The sequence below is a fragment of the Streptomyces sp. a15 genome (assembly GCF_059026085.1).
In genome coordinates this window covers 1-22316 of the sequence record NZ_JBWLKM010000118.1, presented here as the reverse complement: position 1 = coordinate 22316, position 22316 = coordinate 1, and the positions used below count along the sequence as shown (strand labels likewise).

19 protein-coding genes and 2 pseudogenes are annotated in these 22316 nt (G+C 70.9%); 8 read left to right on the top strand and 13 right to left on the bottom strand.

Annotated elements, in window-relative coordinates:
* Nucleotides 1-222: 222 nt before the first annotated feature.
* From AC5P09_RS47520 to AC5P09_RS47485, 8 genes are all read right to left on the bottom strand, one after another.
* The gene (locus tag AC5P09_RS47520; protein ID WP_493879909.1) at nt 223-486 is read right to left on the bottom strand and encodes a DUF7848 domain-containing protein; all 264 of its coding nucleotides are present in this window, start codon (nt 484-486) and stop codon (nt 223-225) included.
* Nucleotides 483-884, bottom strand: coding sequence for a hypothetical protein (locus tag AC5P09_RS47515; protein ID WP_493879908.1), 402 nt, complete (start codon nt 882-884; stop codon nt 483-485). Before AC5P09_RS47515 ends, AC5P09_RS47520 begins: the two co-directional genes overlap by 4 nt.
* Complete coding sequence (locus tag AC5P09_RS47510; protein WP_493879907.1) at nt 881-1183, bottom strand: hypothetical protein; 303 nt, start codon at nt 1181-1183, stop codon at nt 881-883. The genes AC5P09_RS47515 and AC5P09_RS47510 overlap by 4 nt, the downstream gene beginning before the upstream one ends.
* 136 nt (nt 1184-1319) lie before the next feature.
* The gene (locus AC5P09_RS47505) at nt 1320-2570 is read right to left on the bottom strand and encodes a helix-turn-helix domain-containing protein (protein WP_493879906.1); all 1251 of its coding nucleotides are present in this window, start codon (nt 2568-2570) and stop codon (nt 1320-1322) included.
* A 477-nt stretch (nt 2571-3047) separates the two neighbouring features.
* The gene (locus tag AC5P09_RS47500) at nt 3048-4208 is read right to left on the bottom strand and encodes an acyl-CoA dehydrogenase family protein (protein ID WP_493879905.1); all 1161 of its coding nucleotides are present in this window, start codon (nt 4206-4208) and stop codon (nt 3048-3050) included.
* Between the two features lie 6 nt (nt 4209-4214).
* The gene (locus AC5P09_RS47495; RefSeq protein WP_493879904.1) at nt 4215-5171 is read right to left on the bottom strand and encodes a hydroxymethylglutaryl-CoA lyase; all 957 of its coding nucleotides are present in this window, start codon (nt 5169-5171) and stop codon (nt 4215-4217) included.
* The gene (locus AC5P09_RS47490; protein ID WP_493879910.1) at nt 5168-7183 is read right to left on the bottom strand and encodes an acetyl/propionyl/methylcrotonyl-CoA carboxylase subunit alpha; all 2016 of its coding nucleotides are present in this window, start codon (nt 7181-7183) and stop codon (nt 5168-5170) included. Before AC5P09_RS47490 ends, AC5P09_RS47495 begins: the two co-directional genes overlap by 4 nt.
* 32 nt (nt 7184-7215) lie before the next feature.
* Nucleotides 7216-8832 carry a carboxyl transferase domain-containing protein gene (locus AC5P09_RS47485; protein WP_493879903.1) on the bottom strand — a complete coding sequence of 539 codons (1617 nt, stop codon included), beginning with the start codon at nt 8830-8832 and terminating at the stop codon, nt 7216-7218.
* A 95-nt stretch (nt 8833-8927) separates the two neighbouring features.
* Here AC5P09_RS47485 and AC5P09_RS47480 point away from each other — a divergent pair, with 95 nt between their 5' ends.
* The 3 genes from AC5P09_RS47480 to AC5P09_RS47470 all read left to right on the top strand — a co-directional run bounded on the left by AC5P09_RS47480 (nt 8928) and on the right by AC5P09_RS47470 (nt 11878).
* Nucleotides 8928-9521: an SACE_7040 family transcriptional regulator gene (locus AC5P09_RS47480; protein ID WP_493879902.1), complete on the top strand. Its 594-nt coding sequence runs from the start codon at nt 8928-8930 to the stop codon at nt 9519-9521.
* A 253-nt stretch (nt 9522-9774) separates the two neighbouring features.
* Nucleotides 9775-10932, top strand: a complete 1158-nt coding sequence (locus AC5P09_RS47475; protein ID WP_493879901.1) for an acyl-CoA dehydrogenase family protein — start codon at nt 9775-9777, stop codon at nt 10930-10932.
* Between the two features lie 67 nt (nt 10933-10999).
* Nucleotides 11000-11878, top strand: coding sequence for an acyl-CoA thioesterase (locus AC5P09_RS47470; RefSeq protein WP_493879900.1), 879 nt, complete (start codon nt 11000-11002; stop codon nt 11876-11878).
* 7 nt (nt 11879-11885) lie between these two features.
* Here AC5P09_RS47470 and AC5P09_RS47465 read toward each other — a convergent pair whose 3' ends face one another.
* Together AC5P09_RS47465 and AC5P09_RS47460 are read right to left on the bottom strand one after the other, a co-directional pair.
* Nucleotides 11886-12674, bottom strand: coding sequence for a phosphatase (locus AC5P09_RS47465; RefSeq protein WP_493879899.1), 789 nt, complete (start codon nt 12672-12674; stop codon nt 11886-11888).
* A 133-nt stretch (nt 12675-12807) separates the two neighbouring features.
* Nucleotides 12808-15066 (bottom strand): PucR family transcriptional regulator ligand-binding domain-containing protein, encoded by a 2259-nt coding sequence (locus AC5P09_RS47460; protein ID WP_493879898.1) that lies wholly within the window; start codon nt 15064-15066, stop codon nt 12808-12810.
* Nucleotides 15067-15188: 122 nt separating this feature from the next.
* On the opposite strand from AC5P09_RS47460, the gene AC5P09_RS47455 reads away from it, so the two are divergent.
* From AC5P09_RS47455 to AC5P09_RS47440, 4 genes are all read left to right on the top strand, one after another.
* Nucleotides 15189-16649 (top strand): sodium:solute symporter family protein, encoded by a 1461-nt coding sequence (locus AC5P09_RS47455; protein ID WP_493879897.1) that lies wholly within the window; start codon nt 15189-15191, stop codon nt 16647-16649.
* A 79-nt stretch (nt 16650-16728) separates the two neighbouring features.
* Entirely contained in the window at nt 16729-17709 is a 981-nt protein-coding gene (speB, locus tag AC5P09_RS47450; protein WP_493879896.1) for an agmatinase, read from the top strand.
* Nucleotides 17706-19391: a thiamine pyrophosphate-binding protein gene (locus AC5P09_RS47445; protein ID WP_493879895.1), complete on the top strand. Its 1686-nt coding sequence runs from the start codon at nt 17706-17708 to the stop codon at nt 19389-19391. Before speB ends, AC5P09_RS47445 begins: the two co-directional genes overlap by 4 nt.
* A gap of 210 nt (nt 19392-19601) precedes the next feature.
* Nucleotides 19602-19823: a PIN domain-containing protein gene (locus AC5P09_RS47440; protein WP_493879894.1), complete on the top strand. Its 222-nt coding sequence runs from the start codon at nt 19602-19604 to the stop codon at nt 19821-19823.
* Between the two features lie 35 nt (nt 19824-19858).
* On the opposite strand, the gene AC5P09_RS47435 is transcribed toward AC5P09_RS47440, so the two are convergent.
* Nucleotides 19859-20668 (bottom strand): endonuclease I family protein, encoded by an 810-nt coding sequence (locus AC5P09_RS47435; RefSeq protein WP_493879893.1) that lies wholly within the window; start codon nt 20666-20668, stop codon nt 19859-19861.
* 190 nt (nt 20669-20858) lie between these two features.
* A pseudogene (locus AC5P09_RS47430) lies at nt 20859-21338 on the bottom strand (mannosyltransferase YkcB-related protein); the annotation flags it as partial.
* 101 nt (nt 21339-21439) lie between these two features.
* On the opposite strand from AC5P09_RS47430, the pseudogene AC5P09_RS47425 reads away from it, so the two are divergent.
* Nucleotides 21440-21664 (top strand): annotated as a pseudogene (locus AC5P09_RS47425) (hypothetical protein); the annotation flags it as partial.
* A 100-nt stretch (nt 21665-21764) separates the two neighbouring features.
* On the opposite strand, the gene AC5P09_RS47420 reads toward AC5P09_RS47425, so the two are convergent.
* A partial coding sequence (locus AC5P09_RS47420) for an NADPH-dependent FMN reductase (RefSeq protein ID WP_493879892.1) occupies nt 21765-22316 on the bottom strand: 552 nt, incomplete at its 5' end.

The window sequence follows — 22316 nt, the reverse complement described above, 5'->3', positions numbered from 1 at the left end:
TCCCAGACGCTCACCCGCAGCCGGTCGCCGCCGAGTCCGCGCAGGCGGAGGGCCGCCGGGCCGTCCGAGTACCGGTAGGCATTGGTGACGAGCTCGCAAGATTACGTGTGAAAGCACTACCTAGTCATCGCTGGGCAGGTGGTTTCCTGCTCGGACAGAGAAGGGCCCCGACTCTTCGAGGGGCGAGAGTCGAGGCCCTGGTCCGGCTTGCCTCACCTCGGTCTATGTTGCGTGCGACTCGATACTGGGGTCGGTCAGGGTGGCGTTGAAGTACTGGAACGCCGACAACTCGTAGCCGCTGTGGTGCGTCAGGCCCGCGTGCTTGAGGCACCACACCTGGGCGTCGTCCGCGTCAGCCGTGTCGGCGGAGCGCTCGCCGCACGTGAGGCATCGGCCGCAGTGACGCACGGCCATGGCCGGCACGGCCGTCAGTGTCCATTCCGCGAACCGGTACCGGCCCCGTGTGAACCCGTTGCCTGTGCTCATCCGCATGCCTCCGCCGGAAGCTGCGGCCCGTCGCCGTCGGTGCCGTCGTCCTGGTCGTCGTCGCTGTCGTCTGCATCCTGGGCGTCGTCCGGCTGAGGCAGGCGTGCGCCCCGGCTGTCGGCGATGCGCAGTACATCGCCGAGGCACTGGCTTGCCGCCCGCAGGGCGAGACGTAGCGCGTACTCTCCCGCCTTACGGTCGTCCAAGACAGCTTGGGCGCCCATGAGGACATCGGCGCCGTCACGCAACTGGTCCGCCTCGATCTCGTCCGCGATACGGGCGAGTGCGCCCGGCGTTCCGTTCGTGGACAGGAAGCACGGCTTGCCGGCGTCGGTCTCCCACGGCAGCAGCCGCAGGCCCGGTCCGATCGTCGTAACGGCGTTGCGGTCGTAGCTCATCCGACCGTCACCTGCACCCCGTGAATCCGGTGCGGGGTGATGTCGATGCCGTACGTCGCGAGCACCAGCACGCGCCGTCGTGCCCGTCGCCGTTCCTCATGGCGTCGCTCGTGTGCGACAAGGTAGGGGCGTACAAGGCCGATGTCCTCGCCCCGCAAGGCAGGCACGCGCGGCAGGGGGGTGGTCGGCGCGTCCACGGTCCGCGCGGCCGGTGGCGGCTCCGGAGGCCGGTGGCGGCCTCCAGCAGGCAGCAGCAGGTGGAGCAGCGATTCGAAGAAGCGGGCGATATGTTGGGCCATGTCATCAACCCTTCGCGTTGGTGGCCATGCCCCCGGACCGCGCCCATCGCGGTCGCGGGGGTCTTCTGACGGTCAGTCGATGAGTGACCGTATGGCTCGTGCGAAGGGAGTAGGGGCACACTTTGTGCCCCTTGGATCAGGCCGCCAACACGCCGATCTTTACTGCCAGTTCACTCGCCCGGCGCCGCTGGGCCGGATTCTTCGAGTCGGTCTCCTCCAAAACGATGCGCCGGGCGTAGCCGTTGTAGCGGATGGTTTCCGGGGCGGCTTCGTACGCCTTGTCGAGGGCGGCAAGGGCCGCTTCGGTCTGCCCGTCAAGTTGATATCCGCGCGCTTCTTCGACGCGGTGCCGCGCACGCCGGGGGCGAGAGGGGATCGTCGAAGTGTCCGCAGCAGCAGCCTGTCTTACGCTCTCCGCGCCTGAATGCAGTTCTACTGCGATCGTGACGGCGTGCGCGCCCATGACAGCTTTCGAGAACGACGTTACGGGATGGTAGTAGTCACCGGGTAGGCGGTCGGCCATGGCTCGTGCGGTGTCCCAGTACCGCCAGGCAGTTCCCGTGTCACCTCGACGAGCGGCCGTGTAACCGGCCTCGAATTGAAGTGCCCCGGCGATAGCGAGTACATCGTCGCTCGCGTCAGGCAAGAGCGGCTCCAAGTATCGGAGTGTCGCCAGGTTCACCGCGTCTGCCGCATCGAAGTGCGATGGCCCGCTATCGCGATGTGCCTGTGTCGCCAGCCATGCCGCAATACCGAGGGTGTGCGGATCTTCGGATTCCTGCGCGGAAATCATCCCACGCTCTACGACACGCCAGAGCAGAGACGCATCCGGCTGGTACGCGATAAAGAACTGACTCAGACTGTAGACCTGCGACAGAGCTGCTTGGGCCGCCCGCCGTTCGTCAGCTGAATTGGTCTGCAATACGGCGAGTTGTGCGTCTCGAATCAGGTCAGGCAGAAGAGAACCGATCGCATCCCGGTGATTGGGGGCGGAATGGCGAGCGTTCCATGCACGGCTGAGGCGTTGCCGTAGATGTGTTTGCGTCGGGGCCTCTCGCTGCGTTGTCAACGGGAACGCGTTGATTGCCGAGCGCACATGAGGAAGGCGGGCATGTCCGGGGCCGGTGAACAGCTCGACTGCCATTGACTGATCACCGGTGAGGTCAGAAAGGTTACTGACCCTCAATGCTTCCGCAATGCGCAAGACCATGGGAAGTTTGGGCATCTGGAGGCGCCCACCCTCGACTTGCTTGACCCAGCTCGGCGATTTCCCTAGCAGGCCGGCCAAGACACCACGGCTCATGCCGCGACGGGTTCGCAGGATCTGCATGCGCTGACCAAAGGCAACCGGCTCGGTGAACGGGTCCGGGGAAGCATCAGGAGACACGGCCTTGCCCCTCTCTGTACAGCTCGTCACTGTCAGGGTACGGGGGTACTACCGGCCTCCGGTCTGCATCGACACCAGAACGGTACCCCTGGCCCGTTGCCGGGGAACTGCGATCGGCCCCCGTCGCTCCCTGGCAGAGGCTGTCGCTGTCTGAGCGTGCGGTGCCGTAATGCCGCAGGTGGCCACGCCGCCGGCCGTGGAGGGTTGGGGCGGGAGCTGCCATGGGACGAGAGAACAGGGGCCTACGCTGCCCGGCGGATCGGGCAGTCTCTTGGGACCTGCCCGCAATGGCCCGATCGGCCCCCTGTTCTTGGAGGCTCACCCCATGTGAGGGCGGCACCGGGCGTCGGTTCCTGGACGCGGTCGCCAACAACCGTCAGGTCCGGCGGGTGCGGCGGCGGTTGGGACGGTAGGGCTGGGTGGCCCTCGCCGGCCCGCCCCCGGCGGACGGGGCCGACGGTCCGACGGTCGGCGCGATCAGCCCACCAACCCCAACTCCCGCGCGATCAGCATCCGCTGCACCTCACTCGTCCCTTCCCCGATCTCCAGGATCTTGGAGTCGCGCCACATGCGGGCGACCGGGTACTCGTTCATGAAGCCGTAGCCGCCGTGGATCTGGGTGGCGTCGCGGGCGTTGTCCACCGCGATCGTCGAGGAGTACAGCTTCGCCAGGGCCGCCTCCTTCTTGAAGGGGTCGCCCGAGACCAGACGGGACGCCGCGTCACGCCACGCCAGGCGGGCCGTGTGGGCCTTCATCTCCATGTCGGCGATCTTGAACTGGATCGCCTGGTTCGAGCCGATGGGGCGGCCGAAGGCATGCCGCTCCTTCGCGTACGTCACCGACTCGTCCACGCAGCCCTGGGCGAGCCCCGTCGCCAGCGCCGCGATGGCGATCCGGCCCTCGTCGAGGATGCGCAGGAACTGGGCATAGCCCCGGCCCTCCTCGCCCAGCAGGTTCGCCGCCGGGACCCGGACGTCGGAGAACGACAGCTCGCGGGTGTCCGAGGCGTTCCAGCCGACCTTCGAGTACGGCGCCGCCACCGCGAAGCCGGCCGTGCCGGACGGGACGATGATCGCCGAGATCAGCGGCCTGCCGTCCGGCTTGCGGCCCGTGACCGCCGTGACCGTCACCAGGCCCGTGATGTCCGTGCCGGAGTTGGTGATGAAGCACTTGGTGCCGTTGATCACCCACTCGTTCGTCTCCGAGTCGAGCCGGGCCGTCGTACGCGTCGCCCCCGCGTCGGAGCCGCCGTCCGGCTCCGTGAGGCCGAACGCGCCGAGCATCTCGCCCGTGCACAGACGCGGGAGCCACTCCCGCTTCTGGGCCTCCGTGCCGTACAGATGGATCGGCATCGCGCCCAGCGAGACGCCCGCCTCCAGCGTGATGGCCACCGACGAGTCGACGCGCGCGAGTTCCTCCAGCGCGATGCCGAGGGCGAGATAGTCGCCGCCCATGCCGCCGTACTCCTCCGGGAACGGCAGCCCGAACAGGCCCATGCGGCCCATCTCACGGACGATCTCGTACGGGAACTCGTGCCGCTCGTAGAAGTCGCCGATCTTGGGGGCGACGACGTCGTGGGCGAACTCCTCGACCGTGCGGCGGAGTTCCTCCAGCTCGGGGGAGAGACGGTGGTCCATGGCAGGTCACTGCTCCTTGGGGTCCTTGTGGGACAAGGCTCGGACGGTACGAGAAGGGCTGGGTCGGCCCAGTTGTTCGGCCATCCACGCGCTCGTGGCGACGAGGCGGGCGAGGTCGACTCCCGTGTCGATGCCGAGGCCCTGAAGCATCCACACGAGGTCTTCGGTGGCGAGGTTGCCGGTCGCGGACTTCGCGTACGGGCAGCCGCCGAGGCCGCCCGCGGAGGCGTCGACCGTGGTGACGCCGTACTGGAGGGCGGCCAGGGTGTTGGAGAGCGCCTGGCCGTACGTGTCGTGGAAGTGCACGCCCAACGCGCCTGTGGGGACCCGTGCTTCGGTGAGCTCGGCGAGCAGCGCGAGGACGTGGCCCGGAGTCGCCACCCCGATCGTGTCGCCCAGGCTCAGCTCGTCGCAGCCCATGTCGAGGAGGGCCCGGCAGACCCGGACGACCTGGGGGACCGGGACCGCGCCCTCCCACGGGTCGCCGAAGCACATCGACAGGTAGCCGCGCACCTGGACGTCCTGAGCCTTCGCCCTCGCCACCACCGGCTCGAACATCGCCAGCGCCTCGTCGACCGTGCGGTTGAGGTTGGCCTTGGCGAAGGACTCGGTGGCGCTCGCGAAGACGGCGACGCGGCGGGCGCCGAGCGCGAGGGCCCGGTCCAGGCCGCGTTCGTTCGGCACGAGGACCGGGAGCGCCACCTCCAGGTCGCTCACGAGGGGGAACAGCTGCTCCGCGTCCGCCAGTTGGGGCACCCACTTGGGGTGGACGAAGCTGGTGGCCTCGATCGTCGTCAGGCCGGCCTCGGCCAGCCGGCGGACGAACTCCGCCTTGACCTCGGTGGGCACGGTCGCCTTCTCGTTCTGCAGGCCGTCGCGCGCGCCGACCTCGTGGACGCGGACGCGCGCGGGCAGGTCCGGGGCCGGTACGAGCATCGGGAGGCCCAGTTCCGGAGTGCTCATGACGTCTCCTCCTCCACGGGGGCGATGACCGCCAGTACCTGGTCCATGGCGACCGTCGAGCCCGGCGCCACGTCCAGCTCGGTGACCGTGCCGGCGTGCGGGGCGGAGATGACGTGCTCCATCTTCATCGCCTCGACGACCAGCAGGCTCTGTCCGGCGGTCACCTCGTCGCCGACGGCGACCTTCACGACGGTGACCGTGCCGGGCATCGGCGCGGTGAGGGAGTCGGCGCCCGCGTGCCCGGCCCGGGTGAGCGAGGCGGCGACCGGGTCGTGGTCGCGCACATGCCACGCGTCGCCGTCCCGGCCCAGCCAGGTGCCGTCCGGCAGTGCGGCGAAGGTGTGGGCGATCCCGTCGAGGTGAACGGTGAAGCGCGCCTCAGCCCTCGGTCCCGGGGGCGGACCCGCGCGTACCGGGAGGGGCACCTCCGCGTCGTCGGGCAACACCTCCGCCCCGCCGCCCGGTGTGCTGCGCACGCGGACGGTGAGCGGGTCGTGCCCCGCCACCCGCAGGTGGTGCGCCGTCCAGGCCCGTTCGCCGCCCAGGCGCCAGCCGTCCGTGGCGGAGAACGGGTCGGCCCAGCCGGGCCCGTCCGCGCCGAATGCGGCCTGGCGCAGCAGCGCCGCCGCCACGTACACCTCCTGCGGCACCTCGGCCGGTACGAGCCCCTCGACCTCCCGCTCGACCAGCCCCGTGTCCAACTCGCCCGCCACGACCGCCGGATGCGCGAGCAGCCGCCGCAGGAACCCGGCGTTGGTCGGCACGCCCAGCGTGACCGTCTCCGCGAGGGCCGCCCGGAGTTTCCTGAGCGCGGTCGCCCGGTCCGGGCCGTACGCGATCACCTTGGACAGCATCGGGTCGTACAGGCTGCCGACCTCGGTGCCCTCGCTGAGCCCGGAGTCGGTGCGTACGCCGTCGCCCTGCGGCTCGTGGAGCTTGAGCACTGTCCCGCCGGAGGGCAGGAACCCGCGGGTGGGGTCCTCGGCGCAGAGGCGGGCTTCGATCGCGTGCCCGGTGAGCCTGATGCCGTCCTGTTCGTACGGCAGTCGCTCACCGGCCGCGACCCGCAGCTGCCACTCCACCAGGTCGAGGCCGGTGACCAGTTCGGTGACCGGGTGCTCCACCTGGAGGCGGGTGTTCATCTCCATGAAGTAGTACGACGCCGGGTCGTTCCCGGGGACGATGAACTCCACCGTCCCCGCGCCCGCGTACCCGCACGAACGCGCCGCCTGCACCGCAGCCTCGCCCATCGCCGCGCGGGTCTTGTCGTCGAGGAGCACGCTGGGCGCCTCCTCGATGATCTTCTGGTGGCGGCGCTGGAGGGAGCACTCGCGCTCGCCGAGATGGACCACGTGCCCGTGGCCGTCCGCCAGGACCTGGATCTCGATGTGCCGGGGCCGGTCGACCCACCGCTCGACGAGCAGCGTGTCGTCACCGAAGGAGGCGCGGGCCTCGCGGCGGGCGGCGGCGATCTCGTCGGCGAGGACCGAGGGGTCCCGCACCAGCCGCATGCCCTTGCCGCCCCCGCCCGCGCTCGGCTTCAGCAGCACCGGCATGCCGATCTCCCGGGCGGCGTCGGCGAGTTGGGCGTCGCTGAGTCCGCTGCCACTGGAGCCGGGGACGACCGGTACGCCCGCCGCCTGCACCGTCTCCTTGGCGCGGATCTTGTCGCCCATGAGGGAGATGGCGTCAGCCGGCGGCCCGATGAACACCAGCCCCGCGTCGGCGCACGCGCGCGCGAAGCCGGCGTTCTCGGCGAGGAAGCCGTAGCCGGGGTGGACGGCCTGGGCGCCCGTGCGGGCGGCCGCCTCCAGGAGCCGCTCGGCGGACAGATAGCTCTCGGCGGCGGGCGCCGGACCGATCCGTACGGCGGTGTCGGCCTCCCGGACGTGCCGGGCGTCCGCGTCGGCGTCGGAGAAGACGGCCACCGAGCGCACGCCCAGCGACCGCAGCGTACGGATCACGCGGACGGCGATCTCGCCCCGGTTGGCCACAAGGACTGTGTCGAACATCGTGGTGAAGCCCCTCGTCGTCATGGCGCCCCTCACATCCGGAAGACGCCGAACTGGGGGTCGCCCAGCGGCGCGTTGGCACACGCCGTCAGGGCCAGCCCCAGCACCTGCCGGGTGTCGAGCGGGTCGATGACCCCGTCGTCCCACAGCCGGGCGGTCGCGTAGTAGGCGTTGCCCTGGCGTTCGTACTGCGCGCGGATCGGCGCCTTGAAGGCGTCCTCCTCCTCGGCGGGCCACTGCTCGCCGCGCGCCTCCAGCTGGTCCCGCTTCACCGTGGCCAGGACCGACGCGGCCTGTTCGCCGCCCATCACCGAGATCTTGGCGTTGGGCCACATCCACAGGAAGCGGGGGGAGTACGCCCGGCCGCACATGGAGTAGTTCCCGGCGCCGTACGACCCGCCGACCACGACCGTCAGCTTGGGCACGCGCGTGCAGGCGACGGCCGTGACCATCTTGGCGCCGTGCTTGGCGATCCCGCCGGCCTCGTAGTCCTTGCCGACCATGAAGCCGGAGACGTTCTGCAGGAACAGGAGCGGGATCCCGCGCTGGTCGCAGAGCTCGATGAAGTGGGCGCCCTTCTGGGCGGATTCGGAGAACAGGATGCCGTTGTTGGCGACGATCCCCACCGGGTGGCCCTGGATGCGGGCGAAGCCGGTGACGAGGGTCTGCCCGAACTCGGACTTGAACTCGGCGAAACGGGAGCCGTCGACCACGCGCGCGATGATCTCGCGTACGTCGTAAGGGGTACGGGAGTCGACCGGCACGGCGCCATACAGCCCGTACGGGTCGACCTTGGGCTCTGCGGCGGGCGTGACCTCCCAGGGGAGGGGCCCGCGCGCGGGGAGTGTGGCGGCGATGGTGCGCACGATCCGCAGGGCGTGCGCGTCGTCCTCCGCGAGGTGGTCGGTGACGCCGGACACACGCGCGTGCACCTCGCCGCCGCCGAGCTCCTCCGCGGTGACGACCTCGCCGGTGGCGGCCTTCACGAGCGGGGGGCCGCCCAGGAAGATCGTCCCCTGGTTGCGCACGATCACCGCCTCGTCGCTCATGGCGGGGACGTACGCCCCTCCCGCGGTGCACGACCCGAGCACCGCGGCGATCTGCGGAACGCGGGCGCCGGACATCCGGGCCTGGTTGTAGAAGATCCGCCCGAAGTGCTCGCGGTCGGGGAAGACCTCGTCCTGCATGGGCAGGAAGGCGCCGCCGGAATCGACGAGGTAGATGCACGGAAGCCGGTTCTCGAGGGCGACCTCCTGCGCGCGCAGGTGCTTCTTGACCGTCATCGGGTAGTACGTCCCGCCCTTGACGGTGGCGTCATTGGCGACGATCACGCACTCGCGCCCGCCGACCCGGCCGATCCCGGCGATGACGCCGGCGGCCGGGGCCTGTCCCTCGTACATCCCCTCGGCCGCGAGGGGCGCCAGCTCCAGGAAGGGCGAGCCGGGATCGAGGAGGGCGTCGACCCGGTCCCGGGGTAGCAGCTTCCCGCGCGCGGTGTGCCGTGCCCGCGCCTTCTCGCCGCCGCCCAGGCGAGCCGCGGCGAGCTTGCCGCGCAGTTCCCCGACGAGCGCGAGGTGGGCCTTTTCGTTGGTCCGCCAGGCCTCGGACGCGGGATCTGCCGCGCTCGTCAGCTCTGCTGCCTCCTGCATCCTGCGGTCCTCTCACCCAGCGATCGACTGTTAATGAGCGTTAACCATTTCCATCAGGTTAACGACCGCTAACCTCCCTGTCTAGAATTACTTTCATGGCCACGAGAACCGACGCCCCCACCCGCCGCGAGCAGATCCTCAAAGAGGCCGCGCGACTGTTCGCCGAACGCGGCTTCCACGGCGTCGGCGTCGACGAGATAGGTGCCGCGGTCGGCATCAGCGGGCCCGGTCTGTACCGGCACTTCGCGGGCAAGGACGCGATGCTGGCGGAGCTGCTGGTGGGGATCAGCGGGCAGCTCCTGACGGGGGCGAAGCGGCGGGCCCAGGAGGCGGACGGGGTTGGCCCGGAGGCCCTCCTCGACTCCTTGATCGAGGGCCACATCGACTTCGCCCTCGACGACCGTCCGCTGATCACGTTGCACGACCGTGAGCTGGACCGGCTGCGGGACAGTGACCGCAAGCTGGTGCGGCAGCTTCAGCGGCAGTACGTCGAGCTGTGGGTGGAGGTGGTGCGGAAGGTGTACCCGGCGCTCGGCGAGCCGACGGCGCGGTCTGCTGTCCATTCGGTGTTCGGGCTGCTGAACTCGACGCCGCATCTGGGGAGGGCGGGGGCGTTGCCGGGGCGGGGGGTTACGGCGGGGTTGCTGCATCGGATGGCTCGGGGGGCGTTTGCGGCCGCGGGTGGGTGAGGGGTGCACCCGGCCTCCGGCCGGGTTTTGTTGCTCCCACCCGCACCACCCGTACAACTTTCGTCGTCGGGTGCGGGTGGCCCTGGTGGGGGTTGAGCGCCGTCGGCGGCTGCGGGCTTGCGGGGGGCCTGCCGGGGTCCGGGGTGCAGCCCGGGCTTTACGTGACGAGCGTTACCTGGACGCGCCTTCGTACTCGCCGGTACGGTAAGTGAGCAAGCGCTTAGACATGCCGAGAGTACGTGGAGGTGGCGCGGTGCGCCGTACGGTGTTCAACGAGGATCACGAGGCGTTCCGGGAGACCCTGCGCGCCTTCATCGAGGCCGAGGTCGTCCCGGTCTACGACGAGTGGTTCGCGGCAGGCCAGGCGCCGCGCGACTTCTACTACAAGCTCGCCGAGCTCGGCGTCTTCGGCATCCGCGTGGACGAGGAGTTCGGCGGCGCCGGCATCGACTCGTACAAGTTCGAAGCCGTGATGTACGAGGAGACGGCCCGCGCGGGCGTCCAGTTCGGCGGCTCCGGTGTGCACGTGCTGCTCGGCCTGCCGTACATCAAGATGCTCGCCACCGACGAGCAGAAGAAGCGCTTCCTGCCGAAGTTCGTCTCCGGCGAGGAGATGTGGGCGCTCGCGATGACCGAGCCGGGCACCGGCTCCGACCTCGCGGGCATGAAGACCACCGCCAAGCTGAGCGAGGACGGCACGCACTACGTCCTCAACGGCTCCAAGACCTTCATCACCGGTGGCGCCCACGCCGACCGCGTGATCGTCTGCGCCCGCACCTCCGCGCCCACCGCCGAGGACCGCCGCTTCGGCATCTCCCTCTTCGCGGTGGACACCAAGTCCGAGGGCTACTCCATCGGCCGCAAGCTGGACAAGCTCGGCCTGAAGACCTCCGACACCGCCGAGCTGGCGTTCGTCGACGTCAAGGTCCCCGTCGAGGACCTCCTCGGCGAGGAGAACAAGGGCTTCTACTACCTCGGCCACAACCTGGCCTCCGAGCGCTGGGGCATCGCCTTCGGCGCCTACGCTCAGGCCAAGGCCGCGGTCCGGTTCGCCAAGGAGTACGTGCAGGACCGCACCGTCTTCGGCAAGACCGTCGCCTCCTTCCAGAACACCAAGTTCGAGTTGGCCGCCTGCCAGGCCGAGGTCGACGCGGCCGAGGCCGTCGCCGACCGCGCGCTCGAGGCCCTCGACGCGGGCGAGCTGACCCCCGCCGAGGCCGCCAGCGCCAAGCTGTTCTGCACCGAGGTCGCGCACCGCGTGATCGACCGCTGCCTCCAGCTGCACGGCGGCTACGGCTTCATGAACGAGTACCCGATCGCCCGCCTGTACGCGGACAACCGCGTCAACCGCATCTACGGCGGCACCAGCGAGATCATGAAGACGATCATCGCGAAGGACATGGGTCTGTAGGGACACGGGTCTGTAAGGACACGGGTCTGTAAGGTTCCAGAAATTACTGACCAGTAGAAATGGCTGCATGAGTCAGGCACTACAGGACCTCCTCGATCTGCTCGACATCGAGCAGATCGAGGTGGACATCTTCCGTGGCCGGTCCCGGTCCGCCGTCGTCCCACGCGTCTTCGGCGGGCAGGTTGCGGCCCAGGCGCTCGTCGCCGCCGGGCGGACGGTCCCCGAGGACCGCCTCGCCCACTCGCTCCACGCGTACTTCCTGCGTCCCGGCGACCCCGGCGCGCCGATCGTCTACACGGTCGACCGCATGAACGACGGCCGTTCCTTCACCGCGCGCCGCGTCGTCGCCGTCCAGCACGGACAGCCGATCTTCGCGCTGTCCGCCTCCTTCCAGCGGCACGAGGAGGGCTTCGAGCACCAGACCCCCATGCCGCTCTCCGTCGACCCCGTCACGCTGCCCACCTCCGAGGAGCGGCTGCGCGGCTACGGCCACCTCGCCCCCGAGGTCGTGGAGAAGTTCCTGGAGGCGCGCGAGGCGATCGACCTGCGCTACGTCGACGAGCCGCCGTACGGCACCTTCGGCGAGCCGCGCGAACCGCGCTCCCAGGTCTGGTTCCGCACCAACGGCAAACTCGCGGACGACCCGCTGCTCCACGTCGTCCTCGCCACGTACGTCTCCGACATGACGCTCCTCGACTCGGTGCTCCTCGCGCACGGCCGCGGCGGCTGGGCGGTCGGTGACGTCGTCGGCGCCTCCCTGGACCACGCGATGTGGTTCCACCGCCCGTTCCGCGCCGACGAATGGCTCCTCTACGACCAGGAGTCACCCTCGGCCCACGGCGGCCGAGGCCTCGGCCAGGCCCGCATCTACACCCAGGACGGGCAGCTCGCCATCTCGGTCATCCAGGAAGGCGTGGTCCGCGCCCCCAGGGCGACGGCTCCCTAGGCCAGTCCTAGGCCAGCCCCGCCTCCGCCAACAGATACGCCGTCATCGGGTCGTAGTAGCGCGGGCTGACCACATGGTCGTCGAGCGGGACCGACACCTGGACCGTGCCCTCCGCCTCCGCGAGGAACAGCGCCGGGTCGTTGCAGTCGGCGTATCCGACGGAGTCGACGCCGTGCTGGCCGGCGTAGCCCGCCCAGCCGTGGTCGGCGACGACCAGGTCGGGCAGCGGGCGGCCCGCGCGCTCCAGGGCGGTGAGGATGGCCTTCATCGGCTCGCCGGAGTGCGTGTGCCACAGGGTGGCGCCGTGCTCCAGGACCGCCACGTCCGCGAACTGCATGACGTATCCCTCGTCCGTCTGCAGCCCGTCCGGGATGACCACGATCTCGCAGCCCGCCGTGCGCAGGGCGTCGGCCGTGGCCCGGTGCACGTCGAGCAGGCCGCCCGGGTGGCCGGTCGCGAACAGGACCCGCTGCTGTCCGTCGGCCGCCTTGCGCAGCCGGCCCGCCATGCGCTCCAGGCCGGCCACCGTCAGCTGGGGGTCGATGGTGTCCTGGCCGTAGCGGTACTCCGGGTCGTCGTTCACACCCACCCGCTCCGCCATCACCGCGAGCACGTCCTGCTCGTCGGTCCAGCGGTCGCCGAGCTCCAGGCCGAGCCAGAAGTTGCGGACACCGTTGGCGAGCTGGCGGTAGTGGGAGAGGTTGTTCTCACGCGGGGTGGCGACGTCGCCCGCGATACGGGTCTTCACAAGGTGCTCGACGAGCTCGTCGCGGCTGGGGGTCCCGGATATCGGCATGTCCCCCATTGTGAGGCAGAGCTCCGTGCGAACACCCGTCGTCCCGCACGCTGGGACGTGGGTCACGTGGTGGTCCATGCGGTGGTCCATGCGGTGATCCATGTGGGGGCTCGCGTAGTGATCCGCGTGGTGGTCAGAGCCGCCGCAGCGCGAACCACAGCTCCATCCGTACGTCCGGCTCGTCCAGGTCCGCCGCCAGCAGCGCCGCGCACCGGGCGATGCGCTGCCGCACGGTGTTGCGGTGCACGCCCAGCGCCACCGCCGTACGGTCCCAACTGCCGTGCAGCGACAGCCAGGTGCGCAGCGTCTCGGCGAGCACGGGGGTGAGGGGCGCCAGCAGCGCCCGGGCGTGCGCCTCGGCCTCCTCCTCGGGGACCAGGTCGGCGAGGGCCGGGCGGGCGCCGTGCCGGACCAGCGGCGTGCGGGTGGCCCGGGCCCGGGCCAGGGCACGGCCCGCCTGGGCATCCGCGGACGCCCACTCGCCCGGACCGACGGCGGCGCTGGCGCCCATCGTCCAGCCGGGCTGCGGCGCTGGTTCGCGCTCGGCCGGCACCAGCACGCGTACGACGTCCCGCGCCAGGTCGACCAGCGGCGAGCCGAGCGACGCGCCCAGCGCGGAGGACGCCACGGCGTCGGGAGCGTGGCCGTCCGGCCGCGCGTGCACGACGACCCACCGCTCCCCGCCGAGGAGCGGCGCGACCGCCTCCGGCACGGCGCCCAGCAGCACCCGTACCAGCGCGGAGGATCTGGCCGCCCCCGTACCGCTCTGGTGCTCGCCGGTGAGCAGGGCCAGCAGCACGGCGGCGACGGACGCGATGGCGTGATCCCCGGGTTGTCGCCGCGGGGCGGTGACGCCGAGCACGAAGCCCTGACCGGCACCGAGGGCGTAGGCGGCGAGGTGGGTGCCGGCGAGGGTGTCGGTGGCCGAGGTGGGGGCGGGGAGGCTGGTGGCGGGACGGGCGCCGGTTGCACCAGAGGCTGACGAGCCGCTGGCGGCCGGAGTGATGCGGGCGCCGGTGGCACCAGAGCCCGCGGAGCTGTGGTTGGCATCAGAGCCCGCGGAGCCGCCGGTGGCACCAGACCCCGCGGAGCCGCCGGTGGCACCAGACCCCACGGAGCCGCCGGTGGCATCAGAGCCCCCGGAGCCGCCGGTCGCACCAGAGGCTGACGAGCCGCTGGCGGCCGGAGTGATGCGGGCGCCGGTGGCACCAGACCCCAGGGAGCCGCGGGTGGCACCAGACCCCACGGAGCCGCCGGTGGCATCAGAGCCCCCGGAGCCGCCGGTGGCACCAGAGCCCGCCGAGCCGCCGGCGGCCGGGGCCGTGCGGTCCGCGGCGAGCGGCTCGCCCTGCCGCGGCGGCGGCCCGCCGGAGCGCCGGGAGGCGGTACCGGGCTGCCCGGCCTCCGCCAATCCGGCTGGCGTTTCTCGCGCCCCGCCTGCCGGCGGCGGCGCCCCGCCGGGCCGCCGGGAGGCGGTACCCGGCCGCGCGGCCTCCGCCAATCCGGCCGGTGTTTCTCGCGCCCCGCCTGCCGGCGGCGGCGCCCCGCGGGACCGCCCGGAGGCGGTACCCGGCCGCGCGACCTCCGCCAACCCGGCCGGCGCTTCCCGCGCCCCGCCTGTCGGCGGCGCCCCGCCGGGCCGCCGGGAGGCGGTACTCGGCCGCGCGGCCTCCGCCAATCCGGCCGGTGTTTCTCGCGCCCCGCCTGCCGGCGGCGGCGCCCCGCCGGAGCGCCCGGACGCGGTACTTGGCCGCACGACCTCCGCCAACCCGGCCAGCGCCTCCGGCACCCCGCGCCCCGGCTCCGCCCGCCCCGCCGCCGCGAGCTCGGTTCCCTCCGGCCCGTACAGCACCGCTCGGCCGCCGACGCGCTGGGCGAGCCGGTGCAGGACGGAGGGGATCGGGTCGGGGCGGGAGGCCGCGGCGGCCAGGCTCTGCTGGGCCTCGGTGACCCGGCGGAGTTCGGCGAGGCGGGCCTGGGCCATCAGCTGCCAGACCGCCCGGGCCACGCCCGAGAAGGTGGTCTGCGGCGGGACCTCCACCAGCGGCAGCTCGTACGCCTCGCAGGCCGCGACCAGCGCCCGCGGCACCGTGTCGTGCACCGGCGCCACCCCGAAGCCGAGGGCCGCGCCGCCCGCCGCGACGATCCGGGCGACGTAGTCGTCGAAGTACGTGCCCGAGCCGGCCGCCTCCGGGATGTGCACCCCGGCCGTCAGCAGCAGCTCGCCGCCCAGCAGGTACGGGTACGGGTCCGCCATCTCCGAGGTGTGCGCCCAGTGGATGACGATGTCCGGGTCGGACGGCCCCGCGATCTGCCGCAGGGCGAGGTCCTCGCGGGCCAGGAGGGCCGCCAGCGGGACAGGTGGGGTGGGAGGGACGGCGGGGTCCGGCATGATGGACGTTCCCTCCACTCGGAGCGGCTCGAATGGATGAAACGTACACTTCGCAGTCGCTTTCCGGCCACCTAGTGTCGGTGCTCGTCACCCGCAGGCGACACCTAGTGAAGGAGGGCCCCGTGGCCGTCGACTACGCAGTGATCGTCGTCTATCTGGCAGGCATGCTGGCCATGGGCTGGTGGGGCATGCGCCGCGCCAAGTCGAAGAGCGACTTCCTGGTCGCCGGACGGCGGCTGGGCCCCGCCATGTACTCCGGCACCATGGCCGCCATCGTCCTCGGCGGCGCCTCCACCATCGGCGGCGTGGGCCTCGGCTACCAGTACGGCCTCTCCGGCGCCTGGATGGTCTTCACCATCGGCCTCGGGCTGCTGGCCCTGTCCGTCTTCTTCTCCGCCCGCATCGCCCGCCTCAAGGTCTACACCGTCTCCGAGATGCTGGACCTTCGCTACGGCGGCCGGGCCGGGGTCATCTCCGGCGTGGTCATGTGGGCGTACACCCTCATGCTCGCCGTCACCTCGACCATCGCGTACGCCACGATCTTCGACGTCCTCTTCGACATGAACCGCACGGTCGCGATCGTCCTCGGCGGCTCGATCGTCGTCGCGTACTCGACCCTCGGCGGCATGTGGTCGATCACGCTGACGGACATGGTGCAGTTCGTGGTGAAGACCATCGGCGTCCTGCTCCTGCTGCTCCCCATCGCCGTCGTGAAGGCGGGCGGCTTCAGCGAGATGAAGGCGCAGCTGCCCACCGAGTACTTCGACCCGCTGGGCATCGGCGGCGAGACGATCTTCACCTACGTGCTGATCTACACGTTCGGCATGCTCATCGGGCAGGACATCTGGCAGCGGGTGTTCACCGCGCGCAGCGACACGACGGCGAAGTGGGGCGGCACGGTCGCGGGTACCTACTGTCTCGTGTACGCCCTCGCCGGCGCCGTCATCGGTACGGCGGCCAAGGTGCTCTACCCGAACCTGGCCAACGCGGACGACGCCTTCGCGACGATCGTGAAGCACGAACTCCCGATGGGCGTGAGGGGGTTGGTGCTGGCCGCCGCGCTCGCGGCCGTCATGTCGACGTCCTCCGGCGCGCTCATCGCCTGCGCGACCGTCGCCAACAACGACATCTGGTCGCGGCTGCGGGGGATGGTCCGGGGGCCCGGTGAGGAGCACGACGAGGTCAGGGGCAACCGCGCCTTCATCCTCGTCATGGGCGTGGCGGTGATCTGTACCGCCATCGCGCTGAACAACGTCGTCGAGGCGCTGACCGTCGCCTACAACCTCCTCGTCGGCGGCCTCCTCGTCCCGATCCTCGGCGGGCTGCTGTGGAAGCGCGGCACCGTGCAGGGTGCCCTCGCCTCCGTGATCGTCGGCGGCCTCGCGGTCATCGGCCTGATGGCGTCCTACGGCATTCTCGCCAACGAGCCCGTCTACTACGGCCTGTTGTCCTCCCTGGCCGTGTACCTCGTCGTCTCCCTGGCGACGAAGCCCACCGACGCGGCCGTCCTCGCGGCCTGGCGCGAGCGCCTCGCCGGGCGGGCCCCCGACGTCGCGGCCACGCCGGTCCCGGCTCCCCAGTAGCCCGGCCCCGTAGAGTCGTACGAGAAGCGGTACATAACACTCCATACGCGACGAAGCGTAGGAAAGAAGGCAGTACCTCATGAGCAGCAACGAGACACCCCGCGGCCCCGTCGACTCGTCCCGCATCCCGCGGTACGCCGGTCCCGCGACCTTCGCCCGGCTGCCCCGCCTCGACGAGGTCGGCCGCGCCGACGTCGCCGTGATCGGGGTGCCGTTCGACTCGGGCGTCTCGTACCGGCCGGGCGCCCGCTTCGGCGGCAACGCGATCCGCGAGGCGTCCCGGCTGCTGCGGCCGTACAACCCGGCGCAGGACGCGTCCCCCTTCGCCCTCGCCCAGGTGGCGGACGGCGGCGACATCGCCGTGAACCCGTTCCACATCAACGAGGCGGTCGAGACGATCGAGGCCGCCGCCGACGACCTGCTGGGGACCGGCGCCCGGCTGATGACCCTGGGCGGCGACCACACCATCGCGCTGCCGCTGCTGCGGTCGGTGGCGAAGCGGCACGGCCCGGTGGCGCTGCTGCACTTCGACGCGCATCTCGACACCTGGGACACGTACTTCGGCGCCGAGTACACGCACGGGACGCCGTTCCGGCGGGCGGTGGAGGAGGGGATCCTGGACACGTCGGCGTTGTCGCACGTCGGCATCCGCGGCCCCCTCTACGGCAAGCAGGACCTCACCGACGACGAGAAGCTGGGCTTCGGCATCGTGACGTCCTCCGATGTCTACCGGCGGGGCGCCGACGAGGTGGCCGACCAGCTCCGCCGGCGGATCGGCGACCGTCCCCTCTACATCTCCATCGACATCGACTGCCTCGACCCGGCGCACGCGCCCGGCACCGGCACCCCGGAGGCGGGCGGCATGACCTCCCGCGAGCTGCTGGAGATCCTGCGCGGGCTGGCGTCCTGCAACCTGGTCTCGGCGGATGTCGTCGAGGTGGCCCCCGCGTACGATCACGCGGAGATCACGTCGGTGGCGGCATCCCACACGGCGTACGAACTGACCACGATCATGTCCCGGCAGATCGCAGCGGCCCGGAAGGACTCGGAAGCGAAGTGACTCACGACCACGACCTGGTGCTCCGCCCGACGGAGGAGCAGATCTCCGCTGCGCTGAACCCTCCTCCCGGCCGCAACGGCGGAGACCTGGTCGTGGAGACCCTGGCCGCGCTCGGCACGACGACCGTCTTCGGTCTGCCCGGCCAGCACGCGCTGGGGATGTTCGACGCGCTGCGCCGCTCCGACCTGCGGTACATCGGCCTGCGGGTGGAGAACAACGCGGGCTTCGCGGCGGACGCGTACGGCCGGATCACGGGCGAGGCGGCCCCGCTGCTGCTGTCGACGGGGCCGGGGGCGCTGACGTCGCTGGCGGCGCTCCAGGAGGCCGCCGCCGCGTCCGCACCCGTCCTGGCGATCAGCAGCCAGATCCCGACGGCGGGGCTGGGCGGCGGCCGCCACGGTTATCTGCATGAACTGCCGGACCAGTCGGCCTCGTTCCGAGGGGTCGTGAAGTCGGTTCACACGGTCCGCGCCCAGTCCCAGATCCCGTCCGCGATCGAGGCGGCCTGGAAGTCGGCGCTCTCCGCCCCACACGGACCGGTGTGGGTGGAGATCCCGCAGGACGTGCTGCTGGCCGAGACGACCATCCCCGTGGTGACGGGCGGCGACGCCTTCCCCGAGGAGCTGCCGCCACGCCCCGAACTGACGGCGGTGGCGGCCGACTTGCTGTCGCGCGCGGAGCGACCCGCGATCATCGCGGGCGGGGGAGTCGTACGGGCGGACGCGTCGAAGAAGCTCCGTCAGCTGGCGGAGACGCTTCAGGCACCGGTCGTCACGACCCCCGGCGGAAAGGGTGCGTTCCCCTGGACGCACCCGCTGTCGATGCAGTCCTGGCTGGAGGACCGCCACACCACGGACTTCCTGGAGGACGCGGACGTACTCCTCGTCATCGGCTCGGGCCTGGGCGAACTCTCCTCCAACTACCACACGTTCAGGCCGCGCGGCCGGGTCATCCAGATCGAGGCGGACCTCGGCAAGCTCGAGTCCAACCATCCCGCGCTGGGCATCCACGCGGACGCGCGCCTGGCGCTCCAGGCACTGCTGGAGACGGTCGAGCCGAGGGAGGAGGGGACGGTCCGGGAAAGGGTGCGTGAACTGCTCTCGCGTGTGCGCGCACGCATCGACTCCCAGCAACTCACCCTGGAACAGGACGTGTTGGCGTCCGTCCGCAAGGCACTGCCCGCCGCCTCCCCGTCCTTCTGGGACATGACGATCCTCGCCTACTGGGCCTGGTCGGCCTTCGACGCGAAGTCCCCGAACACCATGCACTCGGCCCAGGGCGCCGGCGGCCTCGGCTACGCCTACCCGGCGGCCCTGGGAGCGGCGGCAGCCGACCCCACCCGGCCGGTGCTCGCGGTCTCCGGCGACGGCGGCGCGCTCTACTCGGTCGCCGAGCTGGCCACGGCTCGCCAGTACGCCCTCAACGTCACCTGGCTCATCGTCGACGACGGCGGCTACGGCATCCTCCGCGAGTACATGACGGACGCCTTCGGCGAGGCGACGGCGACGGAACTGACCCGCCCGGACTATGTGGCGCTGGCGGAGTCGTTCGGGGTGCCAGGGCTCCGTACGACCCCGGAGACCCTGTCGGACGACCTGTCGAAGGCACTGGCGTCACCCGGTCCGGCGGTGGTCGTCCTCCCGGCCGTGCTGCGGATGTTCGCGGCGACGCATCTGGGCTGAGGTGGCCGTCAGATGACGGTCGCGGGACGTGGTTCCCGCGATGCCGACGAAGAACTCTCCCCGCGGCCGGATGTCGGCCGACCACCCCAACGCGGCGAGTGCGTCGGTGAGTTCTGCCGGATCATGGAAGACCTTGCGCGGCTGGGCTGATCCGGCAGGCATGCGGTCGTTCCGACAGGACCGCCGTGCCGGCCGCGCCCCCATGGGGATGTGGTGCCGATGCCCGACAAGGCATACCAGCGTGCCCGGGCCGTGCAGCGCCTGCTGACCGAGTCCGGTGCCCACCGCAGTGCCCGCGCTGTCGATCTGCTGGTGGCCGCCACGGCTGAACTGTCCGGGCTCACCGTGCTGCACTACGACGCCGACTTCGACACGGTGGCGGAGGCAACCGGTCAGGCCACTCGGTGGTTGGCGCGGGCCGGGACGTTGTAAGGGGCACGCCTTGGCCCGCGCGCGTCACGCGGTGACTACCAGATCGCCTCGACCCACTCCGGGTGGTCGATGAACGGGTTGCGGTTCTTCTGGTACGTGTCGTAGATGACCTGGTTGCGGCGCTCCTCGAAGGCGTCCGGCGGGTCCGCCTCGTTCCAGGCCTTCAGGACGGAGAGGCGGCCGTGGAGGGGGACGCTGCCGTTGGTCACGGCGTCGTTGGGCTCCAGGTCGGGCCAGCTGTCGTCGCCCTCGTAGCGGACGGCCATGTACAGGATCATGCGGGCCACGTCGCCCTTGACGGCGGCGCGGGGCTCGAAGGAGTTCGAGTCGGTGAGGCTGCCGCCGGAGTTGGTGAAGCTGCTGCCGCCGTTGTCGAAGTCCTTGTTGCCGCGGATGCTGTTGACCTGGACGTCCTCGGGACGCAGGTGGTGCAGGTCGGTGCCGGGGCCGGCCGAGGTGCCGAAGTCGCCGTGGGACTGCGCCCACACGTGCTCACGGTTCCAGTTGCCGGTGTTGCCGCCGTTCAGGGTCTTGCTGCGGGAGATCCCGGAGTAGAGCAGCTTGACGTTGCTGGTGTTGTTCGGGTCCTGGTCGGTGATCTTCAGCGCTTCCCAGACGGCCGAGTACGACAGCTTGGTCTGGGGGGTGATGATCGTGTGGAGGGACGACTTCAGGCTCGTCCCCGTCTTGCCGACCGCGTTCTTGTAGTACGTCGTGTCGTACGCGGTCGTCGTGGCCGCGGCCGGGGTCGCGGTCAGCGCGGGGGCGGCGAGGCCGACCAGGACGGCGGAGACGGCGAACGCCACGGGCTTCCAGCGGCGTGTGCGTATGGAGCTGACGGGCATCGGGGGTGTCCGTTCTACGCGGGTTGAATGAGCGGGCAATCGGGAGCGTGACATGCACATGCGGCTCTGTCCATGAACTGAACATGTCGATCAGGTGACTGAAACCGGCAATTTGCCCCTTGTCTACGCGAGTTGACATACCAAAACGCCCCCTGACCAGTGGTCAGGGGGCGTGGTGCCGGGGCTCGGCTCAGCCGACGTCCGACGCGTCCAGGCGGTAGACCGTCGACGTGCTGCTCTGCGAGGAGGAGGCCGACGAGGAGGCCGACGAGGAGGCCGAGCTGTACTCGCTCTCCTTCACCGCCGTCCCGTTCTTCTGCACCCACTCCGTGACCGCGGAGCTGACGCCGGAATCACCCATACCGCCGCCCATACCGCCGCCACCGAGCTGGATGTAGTGCAGCTCGCCCTTCTGCACCAGCTCCTTGAGCGTGGCGAGGGTCATCGCCTTGTCGCTGCCGGACCAGCCCCACATGGAGATGACGGGCTCGCCGCTGCTGACGATGAGCTGCGCGGCACTCTGCGAACTCGACACGGCGAGCAGCCACTTGGCGCCGTCCTGGTGCTTCTCCAGGTACGAGACGAGCTCGCTGCTCGTGACGCCGCCCATGCCGCCGCCGCCGAAGCCGCCTTGGCCGCCCCCGCCGCCGGGCTGAGCGCCGGTGCCGCCCTCGGACTCTGGGACCTTGATTCGCTCCGTCCTGGATAGATCGCCCCGGACTGCGAGCGCGCGAGGAACAAGGCGGACAGGACGGCGAAAACGATCCTCTCCAAGCCGAGCGGCGACGCATTAGCCGCAGGCGGCAGGCCCGGCTGAAGGCCGCCCTGCTCGGCCGGTCCCGCGGCGGGCTGACCTCCAGGATTCACCTGGCCGCCGACCGGCACTGTCGGCCGACGGCGATCGTCCTGACCGCAGGCAGGCGGACAGACAGCCCTCAGTTCATCCCGGTGCTGAACAAGGTGCGGGTCCGTCTGCCGGTCGGCCGTCCCGCCACACCGCGCTCGGGCTTCTCCATGCCGGCTCCGAGGAAGTGGTCGACGTGGCGGGACGGCACCCTTGGCCTTAAGGCACTCTGGTTGGTGGTGCCCCGGCGGCTCAGGCGGCGCGCAGCGGCGCCAGGGCCTCGCTCCAGGCTACGACCTGGTCGAGCATCGTGTCGACGGCCTGCACGTTGTACTCGCCCGGCTTGAAGACGCTGAAGTTCTCGAACTCGGTCATCAGCGACAGGGCAACCTGCTGGCGCACATCGGCCATCTGCAGTTCGCCGACGACCAGCCGCAGGTGCTCCGCGGCCCGGGCGCCGCCGACGCCGCCGTACGACACGAAGCCGACGGCCTTGTTGTTCCACTCGTTGTACAGGTAGTCGATGGCGTTCTTGAGTACGCCGGAGGTGCTGTGGTTGTACTCCGGGGTGACGAAGACGAACCCGTCGAAGGAGGCGATCTTCTTCGCCCACTTCTTGGTGTGCTCGCCCTGGTACTGGCCCATCGACGGGGGCAGGGGCTCGTCCAGGTGCGGCAGCGGGTAGTCAACCAGGTCGACGAGCTCGAACTCGACGTCGCTGCGCCGGGAGGCGATGTCGTAGACCCACTTGGCCACCTGCTCGCCGTTGCGGTTGGGGCGGGTACTGCCGAGGATGATGCCGAT

What these genes read in the sequence shown, in the direction of transcription:
- AC5P09_RS47520 (WP_493879909.1), bottom strand. Translation starts at nt 486, where the DNA reads ATGAGCACAGGCAACGGGTTCACACGGGGCCGGTACCGGTTCGCGGAA.
- AC5P09_RS47515 (WP_493879908.1), bottom strand. Translation starts at nt 884, where the DNA reads ATGAGCTACGACCGCAACGCCGTTACGACGATCGGACCGGGCCTGCGG.
- AC5P09_RS47510 (WP_493879907.1), bottom strand. Translation starts at nt 1,183, where the DNA reads ATGGCCCAACATATCGCCCGCTTCTTCGAATCGCTGCTCCACCTGCTG.
- AC5P09_RS47500 (WP_493879905.1), bottom strand. Translation starts at nt 4,208, where the DNA reads ATGGACCACCGTCTCTCCCCCGAGCTGGAGGAACTCCGCCGCACGGTC.
- AC5P09_RS47495 (WP_493879904.1), bottom strand. Translation starts at nt 5,171, where the DNA reads ATGAGCACTCCGGAACTGGGCCTCCCGATGCTCGTACCGGCCCCGGAC.
- AC5P09_RS47490 (WP_493879910.1), bottom strand. Translation starts at nt 7,183, where the DNA reads ATGTTCGACACAGTCCTTGTGGCCAACCGGGGCGAGATCGCCGTCCGC.
- AC5P09_RS47485 (WP_493879903.1), bottom strand. Translation starts at nt 8,832, where the DNA reads ATGCAGGAGGCAGCAGAGCTGACGAGCGCGGCAGATCCCGCGTCCGAG.
- AC5P09_RS47480 (WP_493879902.1), top strand. Translation starts at nt 8,928, where the DNA reads ATGGCCACGAGAACCGACGCCCCCACCCGCCGCGAGCAGATCCTCAAA.
- AC5P09_RS47470 (WP_493879900.1), top strand. Translation starts at nt 11,000, where the DNA reads ATGAGTCAGGCACTACAGGACCTCCTCGATCTGCTCGACATCGAGCAG.
- AC5P09_RS47465 (WP_493879899.1), bottom strand. Translation starts at nt 12,674, where the DNA reads ATGCCGATATCCGGGACCCCCAGCCGCGACGAGCTCGTCGAGCACCTT.
- AC5P09_RS47460 (WP_493879898.1), bottom strand. Translation starts at nt 15,066, where the DNA reads ATGCCGGACCCCGCCGTCCCTCCCACCCCACCTGTCCCGCTGGCGGCC.
- speB (WP_493879896.1), top strand. Translation starts at nt 16,729, where the DNA reads ATGAGCAGCAACGAGACACCCCGCGGCCCCGTCGACTCGTCCCGCATC.
- AC5P09_RS47435 (WP_493879893.1), bottom strand. Translation starts at nt 20,668, where the DNA reads ATGCCCGTCAGCTCCATACGCACACGCCGCTGGAAGCCCGTGGCGTTC.